The 23,518-nt window shown below is 60.2% G+C and carries 18 protein-coding genes; 8 read left to right on the top strand and 10 right to left on the bottom strand.

The window, feature by feature from the left end; genetic code table 11:
* Positions 1 to 117 precede the first annotated feature (117 nt).
* The 4 genes from POI8812_RS13095 (at position 118) to POI8812_RS13080 (ending at position 5,116) form a co-directional block, all read left to right on the top strand.
* Positions 118 to 1,914, top strand: coding sequence for an aminopeptidase P family protein (locus tag POI8812_RS13095; RefSeq protein ID WP_108783025.1), 1,797 nt, complete (start codon positions 118 to 120; stop codon positions 1,912 to 1,914).
* Between the two features lie 78 nt (positions 1,915 to 1,992).
* Positions 1,993 to 2,337 carry a DUF427 domain-containing protein gene (locus tag POI8812_RS13090; protein ID WP_108783024.1) on the top strand — a complete coding sequence of 115 codons (345 nt, stop codon included), beginning with the start codon at positions 1,993 to 1,995 and terminating at the stop codon, positions 2,335 to 2,337.
* A 158-nt stretch (positions 2,338 to 2,495) separates the two neighbouring features.
* On the top strand, positions 2,496 to 4,163 hold the full coding sequence (locus tag POI8812_RS13085) for a chloride channel protein (protein ID WP_108783023.1): 1,668 nt from the start codon (positions 2,496 to 2,498) through the stop codon (positions 4,161 to 4,163).
* Positions 4,160 to 5,116, top strand: a complete 957-nt coding sequence (locus POI8812_RS13080; protein WP_108783022.1) for a Gfo/Idh/MocA family protein — start codon at positions 4,160 to 4,162, stop codon at positions 5,114 to 5,116. Before POI8812_RS13085 ends, POI8812_RS13080 begins: the two co-directional genes overlap by 4 nt.
* Here POI8812_RS13080 and POI8812_RS13075 read toward each other — a convergent pair.
* From POI8812_RS13075 to POI8812_RS13040, 8 genes are all read right to left on the bottom strand, one after another.
* On the bottom strand, positions 5,113 to 6,465 hold the full coding sequence (locus tag POI8812_RS13075; protein ID WP_245895397.1) for a TrkH family potassium uptake protein: 1,353 nt from the start codon (positions 6,463 to 6,465) through the stop codon (positions 5,113 to 5,115). The genes POI8812_RS13080 and POI8812_RS13075 overlap by 4 nt on opposite strands.
* Positions 6,466 to 6,517: 52 nt before the next feature.
* Positions 6,518 to 7,690 (bottom strand): dipeptidase, encoded by a 1,173-nt coding sequence (locus tag POI8812_RS13070; protein ID WP_108783021.1) that lies wholly within the window; start codon positions 7,688 to 7,690, stop codon positions 6,518 to 6,520.
* A 69-nt stretch (positions 7,691 to 7,759) separates the two neighbouring features.
* Positions 7,760 to 9,574 (bottom strand): M3 family oligoendopeptidase, encoded by a 1,815-nt coding sequence (locus POI8812_RS13065; protein WP_108783238.1) that lies wholly within the window; start codon positions 9,572 to 9,574, stop codon positions 7,760 to 7,762.
* Positions 9,575 to 9,734: 160 nt separating this feature from the next.
* Positions 9,735 to 10,169, bottom strand: a complete 435-nt coding sequence (locus POI8812_RS13060) for an OmpA family protein (protein ID WP_162844913.1) — start codon at positions 10,167 to 10,169, stop codon at positions 9,735 to 9,737.
* 213 nt (positions 10,170 to 10,382) lie between these two features.
* Positions 10,383 to 10,811 (bottom strand): OmpA family protein, encoded by a 429-nt coding sequence (locus tag POI8812_RS13055; protein WP_108783019.1) that lies wholly within the window; start codon positions 10,809 to 10,811, stop codon positions 10,383 to 10,385.
* A gap of 227 nt (positions 10,812 to 11,038) precedes the next feature.
* Entirely contained in the window at positions 11,039 to 11,725 is a 687-nt protein-coding gene (locus POI8812_RS13050; protein ID WP_108783018.1) for a molecular chaperone DjiA, read from the bottom strand.
* Positions 11,726 to 11,764: 39 nt separating this feature from the next.
* On the bottom strand, positions 11,765 to 12,583 hold the full coding sequence (locus POI8812_RS13045; protein WP_108783017.1) for a PhzF family phenazine biosynthesis protein: 819 nt from the start codon (positions 12,581 to 12,583) through the stop codon (positions 11,765 to 11,767).
* 66 nt (positions 12,584 to 12,649) lie between these two features.
* Entirely contained in the window at positions 12,650 to 13,147 is a 498-nt protein-coding gene (locus POI8812_RS13040; RefSeq protein ID WP_245895395.1) for a GNAT family N-acetyltransferase, read from the bottom strand.
* Positions 13,148 to 13,210: 63 nt separating this feature from the next.
* Between POI8812_RS13040 and POI8812_RS13035 the strand changes: the two genes are divergently transcribed.
* Together POI8812_RS13035 and POI8812_RS13030 are read left to right on the top strand one after the other, a co-directional pair.
* Positions 13,211 to 16,822 carry a hydantoinase B/oxoprolinase family protein gene (locus tag POI8812_RS13035; protein WP_108783016.1) on the top strand — a complete coding sequence of 1,204 codons (3,612 nt, stop codon included), beginning with the start codon at positions 13,211 to 13,213 and terminating at the stop codon, positions 16,820 to 16,822.
* Between the two features lie 490 nt (positions 16,823 to 17,312).
* Complete coding sequence (locus tag POI8812_RS13030; RefSeq protein ID WP_245895393.1) at positions 17,313 to 18,473, top strand: sterol desaturase family protein; 1,161 nt, start codon at positions 17,313 to 17,315, stop codon at positions 18,471 to 18,473.
* Positions 18,474 to 18,476: 3 nt separating this feature from the next.
* On the opposite strand, the gene POI8812_RS13025 is transcribed toward POI8812_RS13030, so the two are convergent.
* Positions 18,477 to 18,926, bottom strand: a complete 450-nt coding sequence (locus POI8812_RS13025; protein WP_146186172.1) for a GNAT family N-acetyltransferase — start codon at positions 18,924 to 18,926, stop codon at positions 18,477 to 18,479.
* Position 18,927: 1 nt separating this feature from the next.
* Entirely contained in the window at positions 18,928 to 19,767 is an 840-nt protein-coding gene (locus POI8812_RS13020; RefSeq protein ID WP_108783014.1) for a prephenate dehydratase, read from the bottom strand.
* Between the two features lie 147 nt (positions 19,768 to 19,914).
* Here POI8812_RS13020 and POI8812_RS17825 point away from each other — a divergent pair, with 147 nt between their 5' ends.
* Entirely contained in the window at positions 19,915 to 21,372 is a 1,458-nt protein-coding gene (locus tag POI8812_RS17825) for a c-type cytochrome (RefSeq protein ID WP_245895391.1), read from the top strand.
* 216 nt (positions 21,373 to 21,588) lie between these two features.
* Entirely contained in the window at positions 21,589 to 23,517 is a 1,929-nt protein-coding gene (locus POI8812_RS13005) for an extracellular solute-binding protein (protein ID WP_108783013.1), read from the top strand.
* Position 23,518 lies beyond the last annotated feature (1 nt).

Here is a 23,518-nt window from a genome sequence, read left to right as displayed (position 1 = left end):
TGCCTGCCCTTCGAACAATGCCATGTTGTGCACGCTAGTGGGTTTGCGACGGCTGCACAATTTTAATGCAGGTCTCATTCCGCCCACGACCGATCACGTTCCGTCAATGGAGTCCCCATGTTTCAGTCCTTTGCCGCCACGACCACTCCGACGACGGGTGCTGCGCGCCTTCAGGCCCTGCGCGCCGAATTGCAGGCCCGCAACCTCGCGGGGTTTCTGGTCCCGCGTGCGGATGCCCATCAGGGTGAGACGGTGGCCGACTGCGATCAGCGCCTTGCGTGGCTGACAGGCTTTACCGGATCGGCCGGGCATTGCGCTGTTCTGGCGGACGCGGCGGCAGTTTTTGTGGACGGCCGCTATACGCTTCAGGTGCGCAAGCAGGTCGATATAGAGGCATTCACGCCAATCGACTGGCCCGCGACAACGGTCGCAGCCTGGTTGGCGGACCATCTTGAGGCAGGTCGCCTCGCCTATGATCCCTGGCTGCACACCCCGCGGGAGATGCGGGCGATCCGCAAGGCGCTGCCGGCGGAGGTGGCTTTGGTCGAATGCGACAACCTGATTGATCAAATCTGGGCAGACCGCCCCGCCCCGCCAGCGGATCCGATCATTATCCACGATATCTCTCTGGCCGGTGAGACGCATCAGGACAAGCGGGCCCGACTGGCTGACGACTTGCAACAGCGTGGTGCCTCTGCTGCCGTGCTCAGCCTGCCTGCGTCCATCGCGTGGCTGCTGAACATTCGCGGGTCCGATGTTCCCAACACGCCCGTGCCGCGGGTCTTTGCGATCCTGCATTCGGATCATTCGGTGGACCTCTTCAACGCAGCTGACCGCTTGACCGACGAATTGCGCGCGCATTTGGGAGAGGGGGTGCGGGTCCATTCTCTCGACGCTCTTGAGGATCATGTGGCAGCGTTGACGGGCAAGGTTGCCATCGACATGGCAAGCATTCCCGTGAAGGTCGCCAACCTTCTGGATGGTTGCGACGTGCTGGACCATGAGCCTTGCGCCCTGCCAAAGGCGCGCAAGACAGAGGCCGAGATTGCAGGCGCACGCGCTGCGCATCTGCGCGATGGAGCCGCAATGGCCAACTTCCTTTGCTGGCTTGATGCGCACGGTCCTTCGGGCACCCTGACGGAAATTGATATCGTCACACAGCTTGAGGGCTTTCGCCGTGCCACCAATCAGTTACGTGACATTTCGTTTGAGACGATCTCCGGCGCCGGTCCGAACGGCGCGATTGTCCACTACCGCGTAACCGATGACAGCAACCGAACGCTTGCACCGGGGGAGTTGATGCTGGTTGATTCTGGCGGTCAGTACCCCGATGGCACCACGGATGTGACACGGACCGTTGCCGTCGGACCGGTGGACGAGGCCGCGGCTCGCGCCTTCACGCTGGTTCTAAAGGGCATGATCGCAATCAGCACCCTACGCTGGCCCGAAGGTCTTGGCGGGGCCCATATCGATGCGCTTGCCCGTGCGCCGCTTTGGTCGGCTGGCATGGACTATATGCATGGCACGGGTCACGGGGTCGGCGCGTATCTGGGGGTGCATGAAGGGCCAATCAATCTCTCGCGCCGCTCCTCCGTGCCGTTCGAGCCGGGGATGATCCTCAGCAATGAACCCGGATATTACCGGGAAGGGGCATTTGGCATTCGGATCGAGAACCTGATCGTGGTTGAACCGCCCCGTGTTCCCGATGGTGGTGACCTGCCGATGTTGTCTTTCGAAACACTGACACTGGCCCCCATTGACCGCAGGCTGATCCGGCCCCATCTTCTGACCACATCAGAACTGGACTGGCTCAACGCCTACCACGCGCGCGTGGCAGCGGAAGTCGGACCACTCGTCCCAGAAGAGGTACGCACTTGGCTGGAGAGAGCCTGCGCACCGCTTTCCGCTGATTGAGGCACGAAACTGTCACGGCCCACGGGCCATAAGACGCTGTCTCGCTGCTGGAACTTCGCAAAGAAGGAGGCCGCCCCAATGGTCGAACGTTATATTTCCATCACCCGTGCCGAAGGTACGTGGAGCGTCCGCGCAGGCGGCGCCGTTCTCGCCGAAAGCGCCAACGCGCTCGAATTGGCCGAGGGGGACTATCCCCCCGTGATCTATTTCCCTCGGGAAGACATCGCCATGATGTTTCTCGATCCGTCCGATCGGACATCCGAATGTCCGCATAAGGGCACGGCCAATTACTTTTCCGTCGCCGCCAAGTCCGGCAAGATCTCGGATGTTGCGTGGAGCTATGAGGCCCCGAAGGACGCGGTCGCACGGATCAAGGATCACATCGCCTTCTATCCGGACAGGGTGACGGTCGAGCAACTCTGACGCTTTGCCTATTTGACTGATTTCAGGGCCGCATCCCCGTCATCTGGCGGGACGCGGCCCTTCTTTTGTCGGGGTGCAGGCACATTTGCTTGAGGCCTCCTCTCTTCCCTTTCGTGGTCTCGCTTGCGGTGCTAGGACGATGGGGAAGGAACCCCAAGATGTACGAACTCCTCGCCCAAGCCTATCAAAGCCGTCTGCGCCGCTACCGCGCAGCGCTCTTGCGGGTGCGACGCGAAGGGCCGGGGCAGATCCAGTTTTGGGTGATCGCTCTTCTTATCGGTATTTGTGCAGGCGTCGTGGCAATCGCATTTCGCGAAGGCATCGCACTCTTGCAAACGACGGTCTACGGCGAAACAGACGAGCAGTTGCACTCTCACCTTTCGACCCTGCCTTGGTATTGGGTCCTGGGCATCCCTGTTCTGGGCGGGTTGGCGGTTGGACTGATACTATGGCGCTTTACCCCCGATGGCAGGGGACGCTCCGTCGCTCATGTGATCGAGGGCGCGGCGCTCGGCCATGGACGTGTTGAAAAGGAGGCGGGCCTCGCCTCTGCCGCGGCTTCATTGATTACGCTTTCGACCGGCGGCAGTACGGGGCGTGAGGGCCCGGTGGTCCACATGGCCGCCCTGATTGCCACGAAAGTCTCGGATTGGCTGCGCTCGTCCGACATGACAGCTCGCGACCTGATGGGATGTGCGGTGGCGGGTGCGGTCTCGGCCAGCTTCAATGCCCCGATTGCAGGCGCGCTATTCGCGCTCGAGGTGGTGCTGCGCCATTTCGCAATCCACGCCTTCGCGCCGATCGTTGTCGCCTCTGTCGCCGGAACAGTGGTCAGCCGGTTGTGGTCTGGTGACCTGCCGGAGTTCACGCTGCCGACCAAGGAACTCGCCTTTTATATCGAGCTGCCTGCCTTCATGGTGCTGGGTCTCGTCTGTGGTCTTGTGGCTGTGGTGATGATGAAGGCGATCTTCTGGGCTGAGGATATTGGCGACTACATACAGGATCGCTTGCGCTTGCCGATCCCGCTGCGCCCGGCGCTGGCGGGCGTACTGCTGGGGCTGATTGCGATCCAGTTTCCCCATATCATCGGGGTCGGCTACGAGACGACAAACCGCGCGCTCGCTGGAAATCTGGCGTTCTGGACAGCTGTCAGCTTTGCAGTGGTAAAGGCCGCCGCCGTCGCGATCACCATGGCAGGCCGAATGGGCGGCGGTGTCTTCTCTCCCTCGCTGATGCTGGGTGCGTTGACAGGGCTGGCCTTCGGGTCTGTCGCCACAGCGATTTTCCCAGATATCAGCGGGACAGAGGCGATTTATGCGCTGGCGGGCATGGGGGCGGTCGCTGCTGCTGTTCTGGGTGCACCGATCTCGACCACCTTGATCGTATTCGAAATGACCGGGGACTGGCAGGCCGGGATTGCCGTGTTGGTCGCGATTTCGCTGTCGTCTGCCGTTGCTGTGAACATGGTGGATAAGTCCTTTTTCCTCACCCAATTGGAACGTGCAGGGCGCCATGTTGCAGCCGGGCCGCAGGACTACGTGCTCTGCACGATTGCAGCCGGGGAGTTAATGCGACCACGCGGTGCGGAAAACGGGGCCTCGGACACGCAAAGCTGGTCTTTGGTTGAGCAGGGAGCCTTTCTGACGCGCAGCGACACGCTGGAGGCGGCATTGCCCATGTTTGAGCAGATTGGCGGCACCATGATCCCGGTCGTGGAAGAGCAGGAAAACGGCCCGCCCGAATTGTTGGGCGCGCTGTTCCAGGTCGACGCGCTAAAGGCCTATAACCGTGCGCTCGCGGAAGTCGCGCGAGAGGAGCATTCATGACGCAATCTATCGTTCGCTGGGGTATTCTGGGTCTCGCAAAAATCGCTCTCGATCAGGTCATTCCTGCAATCCATCTCAGCCAACGCGGCACGGTCGCGGCGGTGGCGTCGCTGTCGGGCAAGCGGTTGAGCGGCTATGGCGATGTGCGCCATCACGACAGCTACGAGGCGCTTTTGGCGGATGCAGAGGTCGACGCGATCTACATCCCGCTCCCCAACAACATGCATGTCGAATGGACAGAGAAGGCGCTGCGGGCGGGCAAGCATGTGCTGTGTGAAAAGCCACTGGCCTGGAACGTTGCCGGAATTGACCGCTTGATCGCGGCGGAGGCAGAGACGGGAAAGCTTGCAGCGGAGGCTTTCATGGTCGCTCACCACCCGCAATGGGATCATGTCGCAGGGCTGATCGCGCAGGGCGCCATCGGCCAGCTGGCGCATATCGAGGGCGTATTCACCTATTTCAACGACGATGCTGGCAACATCCGCAATCAAGCCGCGCTAGAGGGTGGGGCGCTCGGGGATATCGGCGTCTACCCGGTGATCACGGCACGTCTCGCGACAGGGCAGGAACCATTGCGCGCGTCGGCCCGGGCTGTGATGCAGGATGGTGTTGACCTGACCACCCATGCCCTGCTGGACTTCGACGGTTTCACGATGAGCTTCTATTGTTCCATGCGCATGATCCGCCATCAGTTCATGCGATTTCATGGGACCGACGGTGTGATCGAAGTGCCAACGCCGTTCAACCCGCCAGATTACGACGCTGCGCGTGTGATCCTGCGGCGCCGGGATGAAAGCATCGAGCAGCGTTTTCCAACTGCTATGCAATACGTGGCACAGGCGGATGCCTTCCACGCCAGCGTGCTCGACAATGCGCCTTATCCGTTCCCGCTGTCCGCATCGCGGGCCAACCAGTCTGTGCTCGACATGATCCGTGAAAGCGCTGCTGGCTAAAGCACCAGATCGTTGTCCGCTTCTTCTTCGCGACTTTCGTCGTGGGAGGCGATGGCGATACCAAATGTCAAAATCCCCACGCGGCCTGCCGTCATCAAAAGGATGACAATCAGCTTGCCCAGCTCTGTCAGCTCTCCGGTCAGGCCCATGCTCAACCCGACGGTGCCCATGGCAGAGATCACCTCGAACATCACCAGTTCGAAGGCGGCGCCGGTTTCAGTCAAAAACAAGCCAAACATCGCGATACCGGCCAGCGTGAAATAGAAGGCGAGCGATGCGGTTGCCAATTGCAGGCGGTCCTGCGGCACGACACGCTTGAGATAGCGCACCCTGTCCCGGCCCTTCAGTGTCGAGCGGACAAGCCCCACCAGTGCAGCAAAGCTCGTCGTCTTCAATCCGCCGCCCGTGCCTGCGGGCGATGCGCCGATGATCATCAGAAAGAACAGGACCATCAATGTTGCAAGCCCCAGAGGCCCAATGGGCATCGTGTTGAACCCCACGGTCGTGGTTGCAGTCATCGTTTGAAAAAACGCGGCCAACAATCGCTCTGTTGGGGGCAGCAGACGGATCGACGGTTCCGCAATGAACAGCGCGAGCGTGCCAAGTGCCAGGAAAAGACCCGTCATACGCACGATGATTTTTGAGGAGAACCCCAGCCAGCGCGCCTGCCCGGTCAAAGTGCGCCAGCCATCCACGACAATCAGAAAGCCCATTGCGCCCAGGATCGAAAGAAGTGCGATCGTCAAGTTGATCCCAACATGACCTGTATAGCCCTCGAAGGAATTGGCAAAGAGGCTGAAACCCGCGGTGCAGAAGGCGGAAACCGAGTGGAATATGCCGAGCCATAGCGGGTTCTGCTCCCCTGCCGAGGCAAACATCCACCACAAGACCAGTGCGCCAATCACCTCCACCGTCAGTGTGAAGATCACAACCGAGACGACAAATTGCTTGGGTTTCACATTGCTGGGCAGATTGAACGCATGTTTAGCCGCGCGCGCGCGCATACCCGGCAGCTTGCCCATGATCGCCAGCGTCGCGAACGAGCCGATTGTCATATAGCCAAGGCCACCGGCCTGGATCAGCAAAAGGATCACGATCTCGCCGAACAGGGTGAATGAGGTTCCGGGATCGACACTGACCAGCCCGGTTGTCGACACGGCAGAGGTGGCGATGAACAGCGTATCTATCGCTGCAACGGCCTGTTCCTGTGCGAAGGGAAGGGACAGCAGCACCCAACCGATCAGCATGTAGCTGACATAGCCAAACAACAGCAGCTTGGCCGGCGGCATGTTGATCAGCGCGATGCGAAAGCGCGCCATCGCCTTCAGATGTGTCGGAGATTCGCTCAATTCGCGCCCCTTCATTGCGTCAGGGCAGGACGTGGTGCGATTGGGCGCGCCGTCAATTGGCTGGCAAATTCTCTCGCAGGAAGCGGATCATGTTACCGCCCATCACCTTTGCGATGTCTTCTTCAGAAAGACCCGCCTCCAGCAGCGCGTGGGTGACGGCAGCCATTTGCGAGGCGTCAAAACGTGTCGTGACTGCGCCGTCAAAATCCGATCCGAGCGAGACGTGGTCAATACCGACGACATTAATCCCGGCAAGGATTGCGCCTGCGATGCCGCCCGGCGATGCATCGCAAGTGACATCTGCCCAGAATCCGATCCCGATCAACCCACCGCCCGCGGCGATCCGCTGCATCAGCTCATCGGGAAAGTTGCGCACGGTTTCGCAGTGAGAATAGATGCCCGTGTGGCTGACGATGGTGGGGCGATCGGTCAGGGACAGCACCTCCTCGGCCATAACGGGGGACGCATGGGCGAGGTCGATAATCATCTCACGGGCATCAAGCTCGGCAACTACCTCTCGCCCGAATTCTGTCAGCCCCAGCGTGCGATCTCCGTGCAATGAACCACCCAGCTCATTGTCAAAGAAATGGGTCAGGCCGATGACGCGAAATCCCGCCGCTTCGATCACGTCGAGATTGGCGATGTCGCCTTCCAGCAAATGGGCGCCCTCAGTGCCCAAAAGCCCCACAACGGGCTGCGCGCCATCACCACGTGCGGACAGGGCTGCATCCAGCTCTGACGCAGAGGTCACGAATGTCAGCAATTCGGGATGGTTATGTGCGGTTTCAGCCAGCCGCTCCGCCTGATCTAGCCCGCGCGCCAGCAAGCTGCCCCACGTCTCAACCGGGCGCAGCTGGCCGACGACGAGCATCGTGATGTTGTCGCGCGCATCGGTGGAGTTGTTCTCGTAGTTCTGCTGTGCGGGGCTCTTTGTGACGGTGGTGAAAACCTGCACTGCGACATTGCCCTCAATCATGCGCGGCAGGTCGAGGTGCCCCCGCTGGACCCGGCGGCTTAAGTCACGATCCCAAAGCAGACTGTCGGCGTGCCAATCTGCGACCAACAGCCGGTCATGCAGGGCCTGTGCCTCAGCCGAGACTGGCCACGGCCCCGCGTCCTCGATCCGGTTTTGCCCTTGCTCTGCGATCCCAGGGGCAAAAATGAAAAACCCCGCCAGTCCCAAAATCAACAGGACGGGCAGGGTGTATAGGATTTTGCGAAGCATGTGACGGGTTCCCGTGGTTTTGGCCCAACGTGTCGGCCCAACCCACGGGAGGTCAATATTGACGGGGCGTCAGTCCTCCATCGCTTCCAGCTCATCAATCAGGCTTTCGATCACGCTCAACCCTTTGTCCCAGAAGGATGGGTCGGATGCGTCGAGGCCGAAGGGCGCGAGCAGATCCTTGTGGTGCTTCGATCCGCCCGCTTCGAGCATTGCGAAATACTTGTCCTGGAAGTCCGCATCACCCTCTTCATAGACGGCATAAAGCGCGTTCACGAGTCCGTCGCCAAAGGCATAGGCGTAGACGTAGAACGGGGAATGGATGAAGTGCGGAATATAGGTCCAGAACACCTCATAGCCGTCCACGAACTCGAAGACCGGGCCAAGGCTTTCGGCCTGCACGCTCATCCAGATTGCATTGATGTCATCAGGCGTCAGCTCTCCCTGACGGCGCGCATCGTGCAGCTTGCACTCGAAATCGTAAAAGGCGATCTGGCGCACGACCGTGTTGATCATGTCCTCAACCTTCGAGGCGATCAGCGCCTTGCGCTTCGCCGGATCGGTCGTCTGTTCGAGCAGCTTCTTGAAGGTGAGCATCTCACCAAAGACACTCGCCGTTTCAGCCAGTGTAAGCGGCGTCGACGACAGAAGCTCACCCTGCTTTGCGGCAAGGCGCTGGTGAACCCCATGTCCCAACTCATGGGCCAGCGTCATGACATCGCGCTGCTTGCCCAGATAGTTGAGCATCACGAAAGGATGCGCCGTCGTTACCGTTGGATGCGCAAAGGCACCCGGCGCCTTGCCCGGTTTGACCGGTGCATCAATCCATCCTTCCGTGAAGAACGGAGCGGCCAGGTCGGACATCCGCGGGTCAAATCCGGCATAAGCGTCCATGACCGTGTCTTTCGCCTCGTCCCAGCCGATGATCCTGTCCTCGGCCGTGGGCAGCGGCGCGTTCCGATCCCAGACCTGCATCGCATCAAGGCCCAGCCACTTGGCTTTCAGCGCATAGTAGCGATGGGACAGGCGGGGATAGGCGGCGACAACCGCATTGCGCAGCGCCTCCACCACCTCCGGCTCCACATGGTTGGCAAGGTGGCGGCCCGCCTGAGGCGTCGGCAGCTTGCGCCAGCGATCCTCGATCTCTTTTTCCTTGGCAAGCGTGTTGGTGATGCGGGCGAAGAGTGGAAGATTTTCGCGAAACACCGCGATCAAAGCATGGGTGGCAACCTCGCGCTTTTGCCGGTCGGTATCGGTCAAAAGGTTGAGTGTCGCCTCAAGCGGCAGTTCCTCACCATTCACATCAAATGTCAGACCGGCCATCGTTTCATCGAACAGGCGGTTCCATGCACTGGCGCCGACGACCCCCTGATCGTGCAAAAACGCCTCCAGCTCATCAGACAGCTGGTGGGGCTTCATGGCCCGCATCCGATCAAGAACCGGGCGGTAGCGGGCAAGGTCCTGATCCTCACCGAGCAGCAGATCAAAGCGCTCATCCGCGATCCGGTTCATCTCCAACGTGAAGAAGACAAGGTTCGCCGATTGCCCTGTAATGCGTTCTTGCATGTCGGACATGAATTTCGCGCGATCGGCGTCTGTCGTGTTCTGGTAATAGCGCAAACCGGCATAGGACATGATGCGTCCCATGACGGTTTGGATATTTTCATAGCGCTTTACACAGGCGGCGAGGGCTGTCGCAGACTTGTCGCCCAGCTGTCCCTCATAGTCCGTCTTGAATTTCGCGGTCTCATCATCCAGCCAGCTTAGATCCTTCGCCAACTTCGGATCATCCTCACCTGCGTAAAGGGCAGAGAAATCCCACTCAGGCAAACCATCAAGTGGTGCAGCACCACCCTCGGCGGCTTGCAGGTGGGTCGGGGTGGGCAGGTCAAATGGCGTCACGGGTCATCTCTCCGGTCAAAACGGCTTTGACAGGTAACCTAATGGGCGCAGGGGGGACTGCAATGGGGGCGGCTTGCGTTGGTCACATGAAAAAGCCGCCCTCCCAAGCGGGAGAGCGGCTTTGATCAGAAATGCTGAGACGTGCTTAGTTCAGCGTGATCTCGACGCGGCGGTTGCGCGGTTCGCGAACGTTGTCAGCAGTTGCAACCGCCAGTTCCGTCTCAGACCGTCCCGCACTCGTGATGATCGCGGGGTTTACGCCTTCACCGACCAGTGCTGTGGAAACAGTTGCGGCACGGCGCTCGGACAGCCCTTGATTATAGTCCACCGATCCGACCGTGTCGGTATGACCGATAACGGAGATGGAAGAGGATGCCGTGGTCATTGCCGCTGCAGCAGCGGTTCCAACCGTTTCAGCACCAAGTTCGGTCAAAGCGGCAGAGTCAAAGCCGAAATAGACGGTGTACTGCGTCGCCGGGGCGGCAACGACCGGCTCTTCAATCAAGACAATCTCTTCCTGTTGCGCGCAAGCGGCCAGGATACCAACGGCAGCAAAGGCTGCGAAGGATACGGGTTTCATCCATTTCTCCATGCATGGATGTGAGCGGCGGCACGATGCCTTTCGCTATCCCTTGGGACATCCGCACAGATCGTGCGCTTAGACCGAATTGTAAGAGGATGGTTTGTGAATTTTTTCGGTGATGCACGGCTGCATCACATGGCCGATCCGGCCATGAAAAAGGGCCGCTCTCCGTAGCTGAGAGCGGCCCTTCTTAGATCAATCGACCCGAACTTAGTTCAGGGAGATTTCGACGCGGCGGTTGCGCGGCTCGCGAACACCGTCAGCCGTTGCAACGGCCAGGTCGTTCTCGGAGCGGCCAGCAGCCGTGATGATCGCCGGGTTCACGCCGTTGGAAACCATTGCGCCGGAAACGGTTGCAGCGCGTGCCTCGGAGAGGCCCTGGTTGTAAGCAACGGAACCGACAGTGTCGGTGTGGCCGACGACGGAAACGGAGGACATGCCTGCTGCTGCTGCGGAAGCGGCTGCAACAGTCTCAGCACCGAGATCGGAGAGAGCTGCGGAGTCGAAACCGAAGTACACGGTGTACTCGGTAGCAACAGCCTCAACCATCGGCTCTTCAACAACCATAACTTCTTCTTGCTGTGCGCAAGCTGCGAGTGCCAGAGCTGCGCCGGCCATCACGAAGGAAACTTTTTTCATCCCTCACTCCATTCCTTAGTCATCACGACGGTATTCCGCCTGAATTGGGTTGAGACCCGACATTGTCGAGCCTTGCGCAACTTTGCGCTGTCTTCCGCCAGATTCCAACCGGAAATCTAAACGCGACACTCAGAACTTAGCATCTGAGTTGAACGAATAACACTGGAATGATCACATTGGTTCCAAACAGTGTGATATTTTTTTATGACACTGTTCCGAAGAGCGGACTAAGCCGCCGCTCTCTCCGTTAATATTTCGTCCCAGGCGTTATTTATAGCAGTTAAACGCTTGGTGGCGAGCTTCACGGCCTCTTCAGGAACACCGCGCGCGATCATCCTGTCGGGATGGGTTTCGCGCACCAAAAGGCGCCAACGCTTGCGCATCTCGTCGATTTCCATCTCGGGTGTGACCCCAAGGACATCATAGGGGTCGGGGCGCGCATCTGGCACATGGCGCGTCCGAATCGCTTTGAAACACCGTTCTCCTACGCCGAACAGCTCTGCCGTGTGCTCTAAAAAGCGATCCTCATTCGGGTGATAGACACCGTCAGCGACTGCGATATGGAACAACCCGTCCAGCAGATCTTCCAGAACGTTGCGATCGTCACCAAACATGCCGGCAACGCGCTGGGCGTAGGCCTCATACCCGGCGCTGTCCTGCCGGGCCAGATTGAACACCCGCGCGGCTTTCGCCTCATCGGCAGGGGCGATATGGAAGACCTCGCGAAACGCCGTCACCTCGTCACGTGTGACGACGCCGTCGGCCTTCGCCATCTTCGCGCCCAGCGCGATAACGGCAATCGTGAACGCCACCGACCGTTCGGGCGGTGTGTTCAGCCGTTGAAAAACCGCACTCAACCCTTCCCCCTGACGGAGTGCGGACAAGGCATCGGTTATGCGCGACCAGATTGACATGGCAAAACATTAGCAAAGCAGCCCCGCCGCTGCCAGACCTCAGCGCAGGACCCGGACAGTGCCGCTGACCTGGACCCCACTCCCGATACCGGGAAGGGGCGCGACATGTATCCTGCTGGGCGCGCCCATATCGTCGCCCTGATGAATATCGAAAGCTCCCTGACGCAACGCCGCATCGCGAAACCATCCGCCCAAAGCGGCCGAGGCGGCCCCGGTTGCCGGATCCTCGTACACACCGCCCGAGGCAAACGTATTGCGCGTATGCACCACGCCATCGGGCGCCTCATACATCAGCAGGATGGTCACAAGCCCATGGTCGCGCATCAGCGCCTGCCCCGCCTCGAATTGATAGGACATTTCGGCGAGTGTGGCACGGCTCGGCAGGCCCAACACCAGATGACGTGCGCCCGCCTCGGCGATGACCGGTGGGCGGGTGAAGTCCTCCTTGGACCATCCGAACAACGCGGCGGCCTTACTCACCAGAGCGTCCGAGGCGACCTCCTGCCGCGTCGGGGCAGAGGTCAGGGTGGCCCGAATGCCGCCCTGCGTTGAGGCTTCGACGGATATGGCCCCGGCTGCCGTGCGCAACGCATAGGTGGCTGAGCCGTATTTTCCGGCCAATGCCGCGCCGAGCGCGATGGTCGCATGGCCGCAAAACGGAACCTCGCTGTCCGGCGCGAAATAGCGCACGTGCCAGTCCTTCCCTGCACCTTCGGCAAAGGCGGTCTCGGAATGGCCCAGCCGGGCCGCGATTTCGCGCATCTCCGCCTCGGGCGGATGGCTTTCCCCGATTACAACCCCAGCTGGGTTGCCCCCGGCCTCACCGGTGCTGAACGCGGCATATTCCTCAATCTTCATTGGAAGTCCTTTCCCGGGCTGGGTGTGTCGCGGCAAGCCAACACCAATGCGGATCGCTTATGAAGTCTATTCCAGATGCTTCTGCATGAGGACAAGACCGATCCGCCGACCTGATTTGCGTCCCATATCAGGCATTCGCCCGGTCTCGATAAAGCCATGGCGAGCGTGAAAGGCGTGAGCGCGCAGGTTCTCGGCGCTGATCGCGGCCACGAAAACCGCGATCCCCCGGCGCTGCGCCGCCAGCTCCAAGGCTGACAACAGATCCGGCCCAAGGCCACGACCGGTGAGGTCTGTGGCGACATAAATGGAATGCTCAGCAACATGCGCATATCCCTCGCCGGATCGAAACGGACCGCACGTTGCAAAGCCCGCAACCTGCCCATCCACCTCAGAAACAAGAACCGGCCAGCGACCGGCCTGCCGTTCTTTGAGCCACTGTTCCAAATCCTCTGCGCTCTTCTCGGCCACGGTGAAGGTCGCGGTTGTCTGAGTGATCACCCGGTTCCAGATCGCGCCGATTGCATCGAGATCGCGGTAATCTGCCGCCCGGATCAGTTGCGCCATCGTCTTGCCCTCAGCCTTTTGACGGTCCAAGACTAGCCCGCGCGACGAGAGAGGGCGAGACGTATGAGCGGTGTGTGGGATTTCTGGATTGATCGTGGTGGCACCTTCACGGATGTCGTCGCCCGTGATCCTGACGGGGCGTTGCACACGGCCAAGCTGCTGTCCGAGAATCCTGAGCAATATAAGGACGCGGCCCTTGCTGCGATCCGCCGCTTTTTGGGTCTCGATGCAGATGCGCTGATCCCGCTTTCCCGCATCGGCGCGGTGAAGATGGGCACGACAGTTGCGACCAATGCGTTGCTTGAACGCAAAGGCGACCGCACCGGGCTGGTGATCACGCAAGGTCTCGCCGATCAGCTGCGGCTTGCCTATCAGCACCGCCCCCGCCTCTTCGACCGCCACATCGTTCTGCCCGAAATGCTTTATGACGCAGTTGTCGAGGCCGAGGAACGGGTGCGGGCGGATGGAACGGTGGAGCGTCCTCTGGATGCTGACAAGCTCAAGACGGATCTGAACCGATTGCGGGCGGATGGGATCGACGCCCTCGCCATCGTATTTGCGCACGGATACCGGCATACCGGGCATGAGGCCGAGGCGGCGCGGATTGCGCGTGAGCTTGGGTTCTCTCAAGTCAGCGTCAGCCACGAAGTGTCCCCGCTGATGAAGATGGTCAGCCGCGGCGACACGACCGTGGTTGATGCATATCTCTCCCCCATTTTGCGGCGCTACGTGGACCGGGTTGCAGACGCCTTTGATGGCGATCCGGCAGGTCGTTTGATGTTCATGCAGTCTTCCGGTGGTCTGACGGACGCAAGGCTTTTCCAGGGCAAGGACGCGATCCTCTCCGGTCCGGCAGGCGGCGTCGTCGGGGCGGTCCGTACATCGCAGATTGCGGGCTTTGACCGGATCATCGGCTTCGACATGGGGGGCACCTCCACCGACGTTTGCCACTTTGCGGGCGAATATGAACGGGTGCTCAACACCGAAGTCGCCGGTGTGCGCATCACCGCGCCCATGATGAACATCCACACCGTGGCTGCCGGGGGCGGCAGCCTTCTGACATTTGACGGACAGCGCATGCGGGTCGGGCCCGAAAGCGCCGGTGCCGATCCTGGCCCAGCCTGCTATGGCCGAGGCGGGCCGCTCGCCGTCACGGATGCCAATGTTCTGACCGGTAAATTGCGCCCAGAGTTCTTCCCCGCGATTTTCGGCCCCAATGCGGATCAACCGCTGGATGTCGATGCGACGCGCACCGCATTTGGGAAATTGGCTGACGAAGCGGGCCTGCCCGTTGAAGAGCTGGCGGATGGATTCCTGCGCATCGCGGTTGAAAACATGGCCAACGCGATCAAGAAAATCAGCGTTCAGCGCGGCTATGAAGTTTCGAAATATTGCCTGACCGTCTTTGGCGGGGCTGGCGCACAACATGCGTGCGCAATTGCGGATACGCTGGGGATGGAAACCTGCCTGATCCACCCATTTGCCTCGCTGCTTTCCGCCTATGGCATGGGGCTTGCGGACATTCGGGCCAGTCGCCAGCAGGCGATGGAGGCTGAACTGGCCGATGCCTCGCGGCTCGAAGCGGCCAATATCGTTGAAAGCCTCATGGCGCGGACGGCGGATGAGGTGATGGGGCAGGGCGTGACCGAGGCCGCGATCCGTTTCGATACGGTTCTCAACATCAAGGTGAAAGGCACGGACACCGCATTGCCGATCCCCTTTTCGGATCTTGCCACATTGAAAGACCAGTTCGCCGAAGCGCACCTGCAACGGTTCGGCTTTGCCCCGGGCGACGCCGCGCTGATCATCGAAAGCGTGGCGGTCGAGGCCATTGGTGAAGCGGGTGATCTGGCTGAGGCCACCCACCCCACGGAAGCGCGTGCGGAGATGTACGAAGCCGCCCTCGAAGCACCGATCTATTCGGGCGGATGGCACGATGCCCGCTTTGTGCGTCGGGACGTATTGCGCCCGGGCGATACCGTGACGGGCCCGGCTGTTCTGGTGGAAGAGCATACGTCGATTGTGATCGAACCGGGTTGGCAGGCGCGCATCACCGCCCACGACCATGTTACGCTGCACCGGATCGAAGCTCGCGCGGATGCCCACGCTGTCGGGACCGAAGCCGATCCAGTGATGCTCGAGGTTTTCAACAACCTTTACATGAGCATAGCCGAGCAGATGGGCGCGGTGTTGGAGAACACCGCCGCCTCAGTCACGATCAAGGAACGTCTCGACTTTTCCTGCGCGATCTTCGACGCCGCTGGCGACCTGATCGCCAATGCGCCGCATATGCCAGTGCATCTTGGCTCGATGGGGGCCAGCGTGAAGGCCATCATTGCTCAGAACCCCGATATGGGACCGGGCGACGCCTATGTGCTGAACGCGCCCTACAATGGCGGCACCCATTTGCCCGACATCACCCTCGTCCAACCGGTCTTTTCGGATGAGGGCGAGTTGCTGTTTTTCACGTCTGCCCGCGGTCATCACACCGATGTGGGTGGTTTGACGCCGGGGTCCATGCCGCCGGACAGTCGGACAATCCACGATGAAGGGGCGTTGATCGACAATTGGAAACTGGTCGACAATGGGTATTTCCGCCAATCCGAAACCGAGGCCCTGCTGCTCGGCGCGCAATATCCCGTCCGCGCGGTCGAGACGAATATCGCGGACCTCAAGGCGCAGGTGGCAAGCTGTGCGAAGGGTGCGGCGGAGCTGCACAAGATGGTGGCCCTCTTCGGTCTTGATGTCGTGCAGGCCTATATGCGGCATGTTCAGGACAATGCGGAAGAATGTGTTCGCCGCGCCATCGAAACGCTGCATGATGCTGAATATATTTACAAAATGGACCCTGACTTCGATGGGCAAGAGCGTGAAGTTCGGGTGCGGATCACCGTGGATCGGGACAGCCGATCCGCAACCGTGGATTTCACCGGAACGACTGGGCAACTGGCGACGAATTACAATGCGCCGGAGCCGGTGACGCGGGCGGCGGTTCTTTATGTCTTCCGCCTTTTGGTCGATGACGACATCCCGATGAATGAAGGTGTCATGAAGCCGTTGGAGGTGATCCTGCCCAAGGGCACGATGCTTTCGCCGGAATATCCAGCCGCGGTTATCGCTGGAAATGTTGAGACTTCTCAGGCTGTTACAAGTGCTCTTTTGTTGGCGTTGGGCGTGCAGGCGGCAGCGCAATCCACGATGAATAACACCACATGGGGCAACGCCGACCATCAGTATTACGAGACGATCTGCGGTGGGACCGGCGCGGGGCGGCTGGTGAACGGCGCGGGGCATCCTGGCACAGGCGGCGTGCACTCTCATATGACCAACTCGCGGCTGACCGATCCCGAGGTGCTGGAATGGCGGTTCCCGGTTGTTCTCGACGAATTTTCGCTTCGCCAAGGCTCTGGCGGTAAAGGAGAATTTCCAGGTGGCGACGGGACACGACGCAAGACGCGTTTCCTCGAAGGCATGACATTGGCGATCCTGACCGGCCACCGTCTGGTGCCGCCACCAGGCCTTGAAGGGGGCGAGGCCGGAGCGCTGGGCGTCAGTCGTGTGGTGCGCGCCGATGGGCGTGTCGAGACACTGAAATCTGCGGATCGTACAGAGCTGAAAGCAGGGGATGTCTACTGGCTCGACACCCCGACCGGGGGCGGCTTCACGCCGTCCTGATGCTGTCTGATCTGCTGTGCACAAAGCGTACACCACGCGTGCACAACCCGTGCACCGTGTGTGCAAACGCATGTCGACATATCTACGACGGGCGTGGCATCAGATCATTCACGCTTTACGCTCGCATGTCTGGAGAGAAAACGTGTCCACATCCGGGAAGAGATATCTGCTGCTGCGCGTACCAAGTTCAGGACCGAAGGCTCTAGCAGGCGCACCCAATGATTTTCCGACGAGGGAAGATGCTGAGAGGCGTTTGGCGCAGATCATCTCTTCGCAGCTCAAGGTCCATCACACTTATTTGGAGATCGTCGCCTATCGAGGCGATAAAGCGACATTTCTTGAGGCGGAAGGTATCCTGGCTTAAGCACATCATGACGGCAGCTCTAGCGATCACAAGCAGAGGTACCAATTCGCACTTGAGCTTCCTGACGCCGGGCGCCCATTTTGACGTTCAGGGACTGCTTTGTCGTATTTTTGGGGAGTGGCTTTCGTGGCGTATCTGCGGGACTTGAAGCGGCAACTTGAGATGCCGCGGGAAAAGCGGCCCATCGGCAGTGGTTGGTTGTCGGGCGTTCTGGCGCTGTTGGCCGCGATCACCGGATTCCTGATGGTCGTGCTGCGGTGGTATCCCGAAACATTCTCATACCCCGAGATCGCGTTTGTGCATTCGGGGGGATATACGACCGTTTTCCTGCGGTTCGTCCTGTTGGCTGGATATGCGCTGTCACTGCTGAGCCTGATTCTGAACCGAAACAAGACGCTTGGATGGACCGCGCTTGCGATTTCCGTGATCGCATCCCTTATGGCGACGGCACAGCCTGAACGGGGGGAAGCGGCGCAGAGCCTCTATTTCGGGCTGGATTATTTCATCGTCAACGTGCTGGTCGTGGGCTTTTTGTTTGTCCCGCTGGAACGGTTCTTTCCTGCCCGCACCGAGCAGACGGTCTTCCGTGCAGAGTGGCAGGAGGACATGTTTTATTACCTCGTCAGTTCGATGCTGGTGCAAGTTTTGGGTTTCCTGACACTTGCGCCTGCGAATTACGTCAATGCGCAAGCGGATCTGGGTGCCGTGCGCGGATATATCGTTGACCTGCCGTTTTGGGCCCAGGTCATCATCATCATGCTGGCCACAGATTTCGTGCAATACTGGGTGCACCGGGCCTTTCACACATTTCCAGTGCTGTGGAGATTCCACGCCATCCACCATTCGACCAAGAAGATGGATTGGTTGGCGGGCGCGCGCATGCATTTCATCGAGATCGCCGTGCTGCGTGGCTTCACCGCGGTGCCGATGTTCACTCTTGGCTTTCAGCCTGAGGCGATCCAAGCCTATCTGCTGATCGTTTATTTCTATTCCAGCTTCATTCACGCGAATATCGGATGGAAGTTCGGGTTTGTTGAGCGGTTCCTCGTCACCCCACGTTTTCACCATTGGCATCACGGCAGTGACCGGGCGGCGATCGATATCAACTATGCCTCGCATTTTCCGATCTATGATTGGCTGTTCGGCACGCATCACCTGCCCGAGGAGGAGTGGCCGGAGAATTACGGGGTCGTTGGCAACACGGTCCCGCGCGGGTACTGGCGGCAGTTTGTCTATCCCTTCACCAAGCCAAAGCCGGGCGACCCTCCCCAGATGCCGGGAGAGTGACGTCTAAAGCGTGCGGCGGAAGCCGAAATGGGATTGGGTAAATCCAAGCTCACGGTAGAAATAGTGAGCCCTGTCGCGATCCTGATGCACGAAAAGTTCGACAAGGCCGCATCCCTGTGCCGTCGCGAAATTGCACAGATGCTCAAGCAGACGTCTGCCGTGGCCCTGCCCCCGTTCATCCTCTCTTACACGCACATCTTCGATCAGTCCGCGCGTAGTGCCGGAATAGGAAAGACCCGCGAGGATGTTGATTTGCGCGCACCCAATAACCTCTTCAGCCCGCGTCATGACGAAGAGATGTGCGTTCGGATCGGCTTTGATGGCATCAAAAGCGGCCTGATACTTCGCTCTCCCCGTTGCGGTGCAGTCCTCCCGCAATCTGCCCTGTGGATCAGCCCAGAGCATTTCGATCAGCGCTGGCAAATCGGCAGGACGGGCAGGGCGAATCTTCACATCAAACCCGGTAGCTGGACTTGGGATAGACGCCGAGGATGCGCAATTCGGAGCAGAAGTAGTCGAGCTCTTCCAGCGCGCGTGCAACCGCCGGATCGTCGGGGTGGCCGTCGACCTCTGCGAAGAACTGGGTCGCGGTAAAACTGGCGTCGAGCATATAGCTTTCCAGCTTCGTCATGTTCACGCCATTCGTCGCGAATCCCCCCATCGCCTTGTAGAGCGCGGCGGGGATGTTGCGGACACGGAACAGGAAGCTGGTCATCATCGGGCGAGACGATGCCTCTGGCATCACACCATCGGGGGCCATGACGAGGAAGCGCGTCGTATTGGTTTTGTTTTCCTCGATATGCTGGGCGAGCAGGTCGAGTCCATAAATCTCTCCGGCAAGATCGGAGGCGAGGGCGGCGCGGGCCGGGTTTCCACCCTCTGCCACTTCGCGCGCGGAACCGGCGGTGTCAGCCCCGACAATCGGTTTGATCCCGTGCTCTTGCAGGAAGGGACGGCACTGCCCCAGAAGAACAGTGTGGCTCATCGCCTCTCGCACGTCCGAGATTTTCGCGCCGGGCGCCCCCCACAAGTTGATGTTAACGCGGACGAAATGCTCCCCCACGATGTGCAGGCCGGAGCCGGGCAACAGTTGGTGGACATCCGCGACCCGGCCATAGGTGGAGTTTTCAACCGCGATCATGCCCAGATCGGCACGCCGTTCGCGCACGGCTGCGATCGCCTCTTCAAAAGTGCGGCAGGGCAGCGGCTCCATATGCGGAAACATCTCCCGGCACGCCTGGTGGGAATATGCGCCAAGCTCACCCTGGAAAGAGATCGTGCCGGTTCTGTCCATTTTTTGCGTCCTCGGGGAATGAAGCACTGTGTCGCGCTTTCTATACCTTGAATTGCGCTATATGGAACGGCTAGTAACACGCGCGAGACATCACCCCACCGGCGCAGGACTGTGAATCAGGTGGGAACAGAGGAAGGCACGCAACGTATGGATACGCTCGAAATCAACAAGATCCTCTCAGGGGTGCTTGGTGCGGCACTGGTTCTGATGCTGCTGAACTGGGTTTCTTCCGAAATCTACGGCACGGCCGATCATGGCGACCATCACCATGACCATCTGGCATTCGAAATCGAACTGCCTGAAACTGGTGAAGAGGAAATGGTTGTCGCTGATGCGGGCCCGACCATTCATGAGGCCCTGCAAGAGTTTGTTGGCGTTGAGATTGGCGACAATGTGTTCCGCGCATGTTCTGCCTGTCACAAGCTGGAAGACGGTGCGAACGGCACTGGACCTTACCTTTATAATGTCGTTGGCCGCGATATTGCGTCTGCCGAGGGCTACAGCTTCTCCTCCGCGCTGATGGAGATTGAGGGCGCTTGGACTGCTGACGCGCTGGACGGCTTCCTGGAAAGCCCGCGCAACTGGGCGCCGGGCACCGCGATGGCCTATAACGGCATGCGGGACGTGGAAGACCGTGCAGAGATGATTGCCTATCTTGCCCAGGTTTCTGGTCAGAACATCGAAGATTTCATCATGGTGACTGAGGCTTCTGCTGAGGTGCCTGCCGAAGACGCGATGGCTGAAGAGACGATGGCTGAGGGTGAGGAGCTGCCCGCCGCCGGTGATGAGCGTGAGACAGTCTCTGCCGCTGATCCGGACATGACCGAGAACACGGCCGCTGGGACCGATGACGTCGTTATCACCGAAGAGCCTGTCACGACTGCGCCGGAAGCCGCACCTGAGGCGGAAGATGCAAACACCGTCGACGAAGAAGCGTCCGAGCTGATCGAAGAGACCAATGCGGAAGCCGCTGCGGCGGAAGAAGCTGCTGCCGCGGAAGCCGCCGCTGCTGAGGAAGCTGCCGCTGCTGCTGCGGCGGAAGAAGCTGCCGCCGCCGAGGCCGCCGCTGCCGAAGCTGCTGCCGCTGAGGAGGCTGCCGCCGCCGCTGCCGCTGAGGAAGCTGCCGCCGCTGCTGCTGAGGAAGCTGCTGCAGCCGAATCCGAAGCGGCATCGCTGCTCGCGGATGCAGGCGACGCTGTTGAATCGGCCGTTGAAGAGGTGACCGAGGCGGCTGGTGAAGCCGTGGAAGCCGTCGAAGAGGCGGTAACCGGCGCTGGTGTTCCGGCCTTCATGGAGACGGCGGATGCCTCGAATGGTGAAGGCCTGTTCCGTGCCTGCCGCGCCTGTCACGTTCTGGACGAGGGCGTGAACCGCACCGGCCCGTCGCTCTACAATATTGTCGGTCGTGAGATCGGCGCGATCGAGGGCTTCCGGTACTCTTCGGCGATGGCTGAGAAGGGTGGCGTTTGGGACTATGAAAGCCTCGACGGCTTCCTTGCCGCGCCTCGCGATTGGCTGCCGGGCACGCGCATGGGCTATGCCGGGATGCGTGATCAGCAGGACCGTGCCGACCTGATCGCCTATCTGGAATCGGCGGGCCAGTAAGCCTTCTGATAGCCACTGAATTGGGCCGTCCTTTGGGGCGGCCTTTTTCGTTTGAAAGGGGCCACTCCGCATCCTGGATGACCCACAGTTGGTCACAAAGCCGCGAAAACGCATATTTCGCTGTGTTGTCGCGCCGCAGGTGGCACTTCGCGCCTTGAAAGGCACCCCTCAGCGCTCTACCGATTCATATGTGACATTTTTTACGTGGAGACGTGCATGACCCCGACCCGGACCAGCCGCCGCCCTGTTGCCACCACGCTGACTGCGCCTTTGCGCGATCAGGTGAAGGTTATTGGCCTTGCAGCCCTTCTTGCGCTTGGAGGTGCGGTTGAAACGCTCCGCGCGCAAGAGACGTCCGATACGGCAGAAATGGCCGAACAGGAGATCATCACCGCGCATGGTATCTCCAGCTTTGGCGATCTGAAATACGGGCCGGACTTCACCCATTTCGACTATGTGAACCCGGATGCCCCGAAAGGTGGGTTCTTCACGACCTGGGGGTTCGGCAGCTTTGACTCGATGCGGCCCTATATTCTGAATGGCAATGGCGCACGCTCTGTCGGGATTCTCTACGACACGATGCTGACCGGTTCGGCGGACGAGCCTGATGCGCTCTATGGTTTGCTGGCCGAGAGCATCGAATATCCCGAGGATCGTTCCTGGATCATCTTCAACATCCGGCCTGAGGCGCGGTTCCACGATGGCAGCCCAGTGACCGCTGCGGATGCTGAGGCGTCGTATTGGGCGCTCTACAATGATGGGCGTCCGGTGTACCGGCTGGGGATCTTCCGCGATGTGGCCGGGGTCGAGGTATTGGATGAGCGACGGATCAAGTTCTCGTTCACGGAAGGTGCGCCGGTGCGCGACATGCCGGGCACGGTTGGCGGATTGCCGATCTTCCCTGCCGCGTGGCTTGCCGAGAATGATTTTGCGGAAGCGTCGATGGAGCCGGTACCCGGCTCAGGCCCTTATGTGCTGAGCGATTTGGATGAGGGGCGCTCGATCACCTATTCCCGTGTCGAGGACTATTGGGGCGCCGACCTGCCGGTGAACCGGGGCTCGAACAATTTCGATGAGCAGCGCGTGGAGTATTTTGCGGATTCCACCGCCGCGTTTGAGGGATTCAAGGCAGGGGCTTACACGTTCCGTTCTGAAAACTCCTCGCGTCAGTGGGCGACGGGTTACGACTTCCCTGCGATCGAGGCGGGTCATGTCGTGACCGAGACGCTGATCGACGGAACCCCGACGGGAACGCAGGGCTGGTGGTTTAACCTGCGCCGCCCGCAATTTCAGGATCCGCGCGTGCGCGAAGCGATCGGGATGATGTTCAATTTCGAATGGTCCAACCGCGCGCTGTTCTACGACCTCTACAACCGGACCGACAGCTTCTGGGAAAACTCCTATCTGCAGGCGGAAGGCATGCCGACAGAGGAAGAGCTGGCGATCCTTGAGCCGCTGCGCGAGCACTTCCCTGAAGAGGTGTTCACGGAGGAAGCATTCTCCCCCGTTGTGTCGTCGGCTGAGCGGCTGGATCGTCGGACCTTGCGGCGCGCGACGGCCCTGATGCGCGAAGCGGGGTACACCATCGTGGATGGCAAGCTGGTGGACGCAGATGGTGAGCAGTTCCGACTTGAGATCCTGAATGACAGCCCCGCGTTCGAGCGCATTATCAACCCTTTCATCCAGAATCTGGAGCGGTTGGGGATCGAGGTTGTTGCGCCGCTGATCGACAATGCGCAGGCGCAGGAGCGCGAGAAGAACTACGACTTCGACATGACGACGCGCCGCTATGCGATGAGCCTGACGCCGGGCACAGAGCTGGTTGGCATTTTCGGATCCTCCTCGGCCAACGAACTGGATACGGCCAACGTGATGGGTCTGGCCAATGAGGGTGTCGATGCGCTGATCGAACTGATCGCCCAGGCTGAAAACCGGGATGAGTTGAACGTGCGTGTACGGGCGCTGGACCGTGTGCTGCGCTCCATGCATCTGTGGGTGCCGCAATTCTATTCGGGTCAGCACTTCATAGCCTATCGCGATGTCTATGAGCGCCCTGAGACCAAGCCTCCATTTGCGCTTGGCACCGGCACATGGTGGTGGAACGAGGAGCGGGCGGAAGAGCTGCGCGCGGCCGGGGCACTGTAAG

The sequence above is a fragment of the Pontivivens insulae genome (genome assembly GCF_900302495.1).
Taxonomy (GTDB): Bacteria; Pseudomonadota; Alphaproteobacteria; order Rhodobacterales; family Rhodobacteraceae; genus Pontivivens; species Pontivivens insulae.
This window is presented reverse-complemented; position numbering and strand designations above follow the sequence as displayed.

Coding starts and splice junctions, on each gene's coding strand:
- POI8812_RS13095 (WP_108783025.1), top strand. CDS start 118: ATGTTTCAGTCCTTTGCCGCCACGACCACTCCGACGACGGGTGCTGCG.
- POI8812_RS13090 (WP_108783024.1), top strand. CDS start 1,993: ATGGTCGAACGTTATATTTCCATCACCCGTGCCGAAGGTACGTGGAGC.
- POI8812_RS13085 (WP_108783023.1), top strand. CDS start 2,496: ATGTACGAACTCCTCGCCCAAGCCTATCAAAGCCGTCTGCGCCGCTAC.
- POI8812_RS13080 (WP_108783022.1), top strand. CDS start 4,160: ATGACGCAATCTATCGTTCGCTGGGGTATTCTGGGTCTCGCAAAAATC.
- POI8812_RS13070 (WP_108783021.1), bottom strand. CDS start 7,690: ATGCTTCGCAAAATCCTATACACCCTGCCCGTCCTGTTGATTTTGGGA.
- POI8812_RS13060 (WP_162844913.1), bottom strand. CDS start 10,169: ATGAAACCCGTATCCTTCGCAGCCTTTGCTGCCGTTGGTATCCTGGCC.
- POI8812_RS13055 (WP_108783019.1), bottom strand. CDS start 10,811: ATGAAAAAAGTTTCCTTCGTGATGGCCGGCGCAGCTCTGGCACTCGCA.
- POI8812_RS13050 (WP_108783018.1), bottom strand. CDS start 11,725: ATGTCAATCTGGTCGCGCATAACCGATGCCTTGTCCGCACTCCGTCAG.
- POI8812_RS13045 (WP_108783017.1), bottom strand. CDS start 12,583: ATGAAGATTGAGGAATATGCCGCGTTCAGCACCGGTGAGGCCGGGGGC.
- POI8812_RS13040 (WP_245895395.1), bottom strand. CDS start 13,147: ATGGCGCAACTGATCCGGGCGGCAGATTACCGCGATCTCGATGCAATC.
- POI8812_RS13035 (WP_108783016.1), top strand. CDS start 13,211: ATGAGCGGTGTGTGGGATTTCTGGATTGATCGTGGTGGCACCTTCACG.
- POI8812_RS13020 (WP_108783014.1), bottom strand. CDS start 19,767: ATGGACAGAACCGGCACGATCTCTTTCCAGGGTGAGCTTGGCGCATAT.
- POI8812_RS17825 (WP_245895391.1), top strand. CDS start 19,915: ATGGATACGCTCGAAATCAACAAGATCCTCTCAGGGGTGCTTGGTGCG.
- POI8812_RS13005 (WP_108783013.1), top strand. CDS start 21,589: ATGACCCCGACCCGGACCAGCCGCCGCCCTGTTGCCACCACGCTGACT.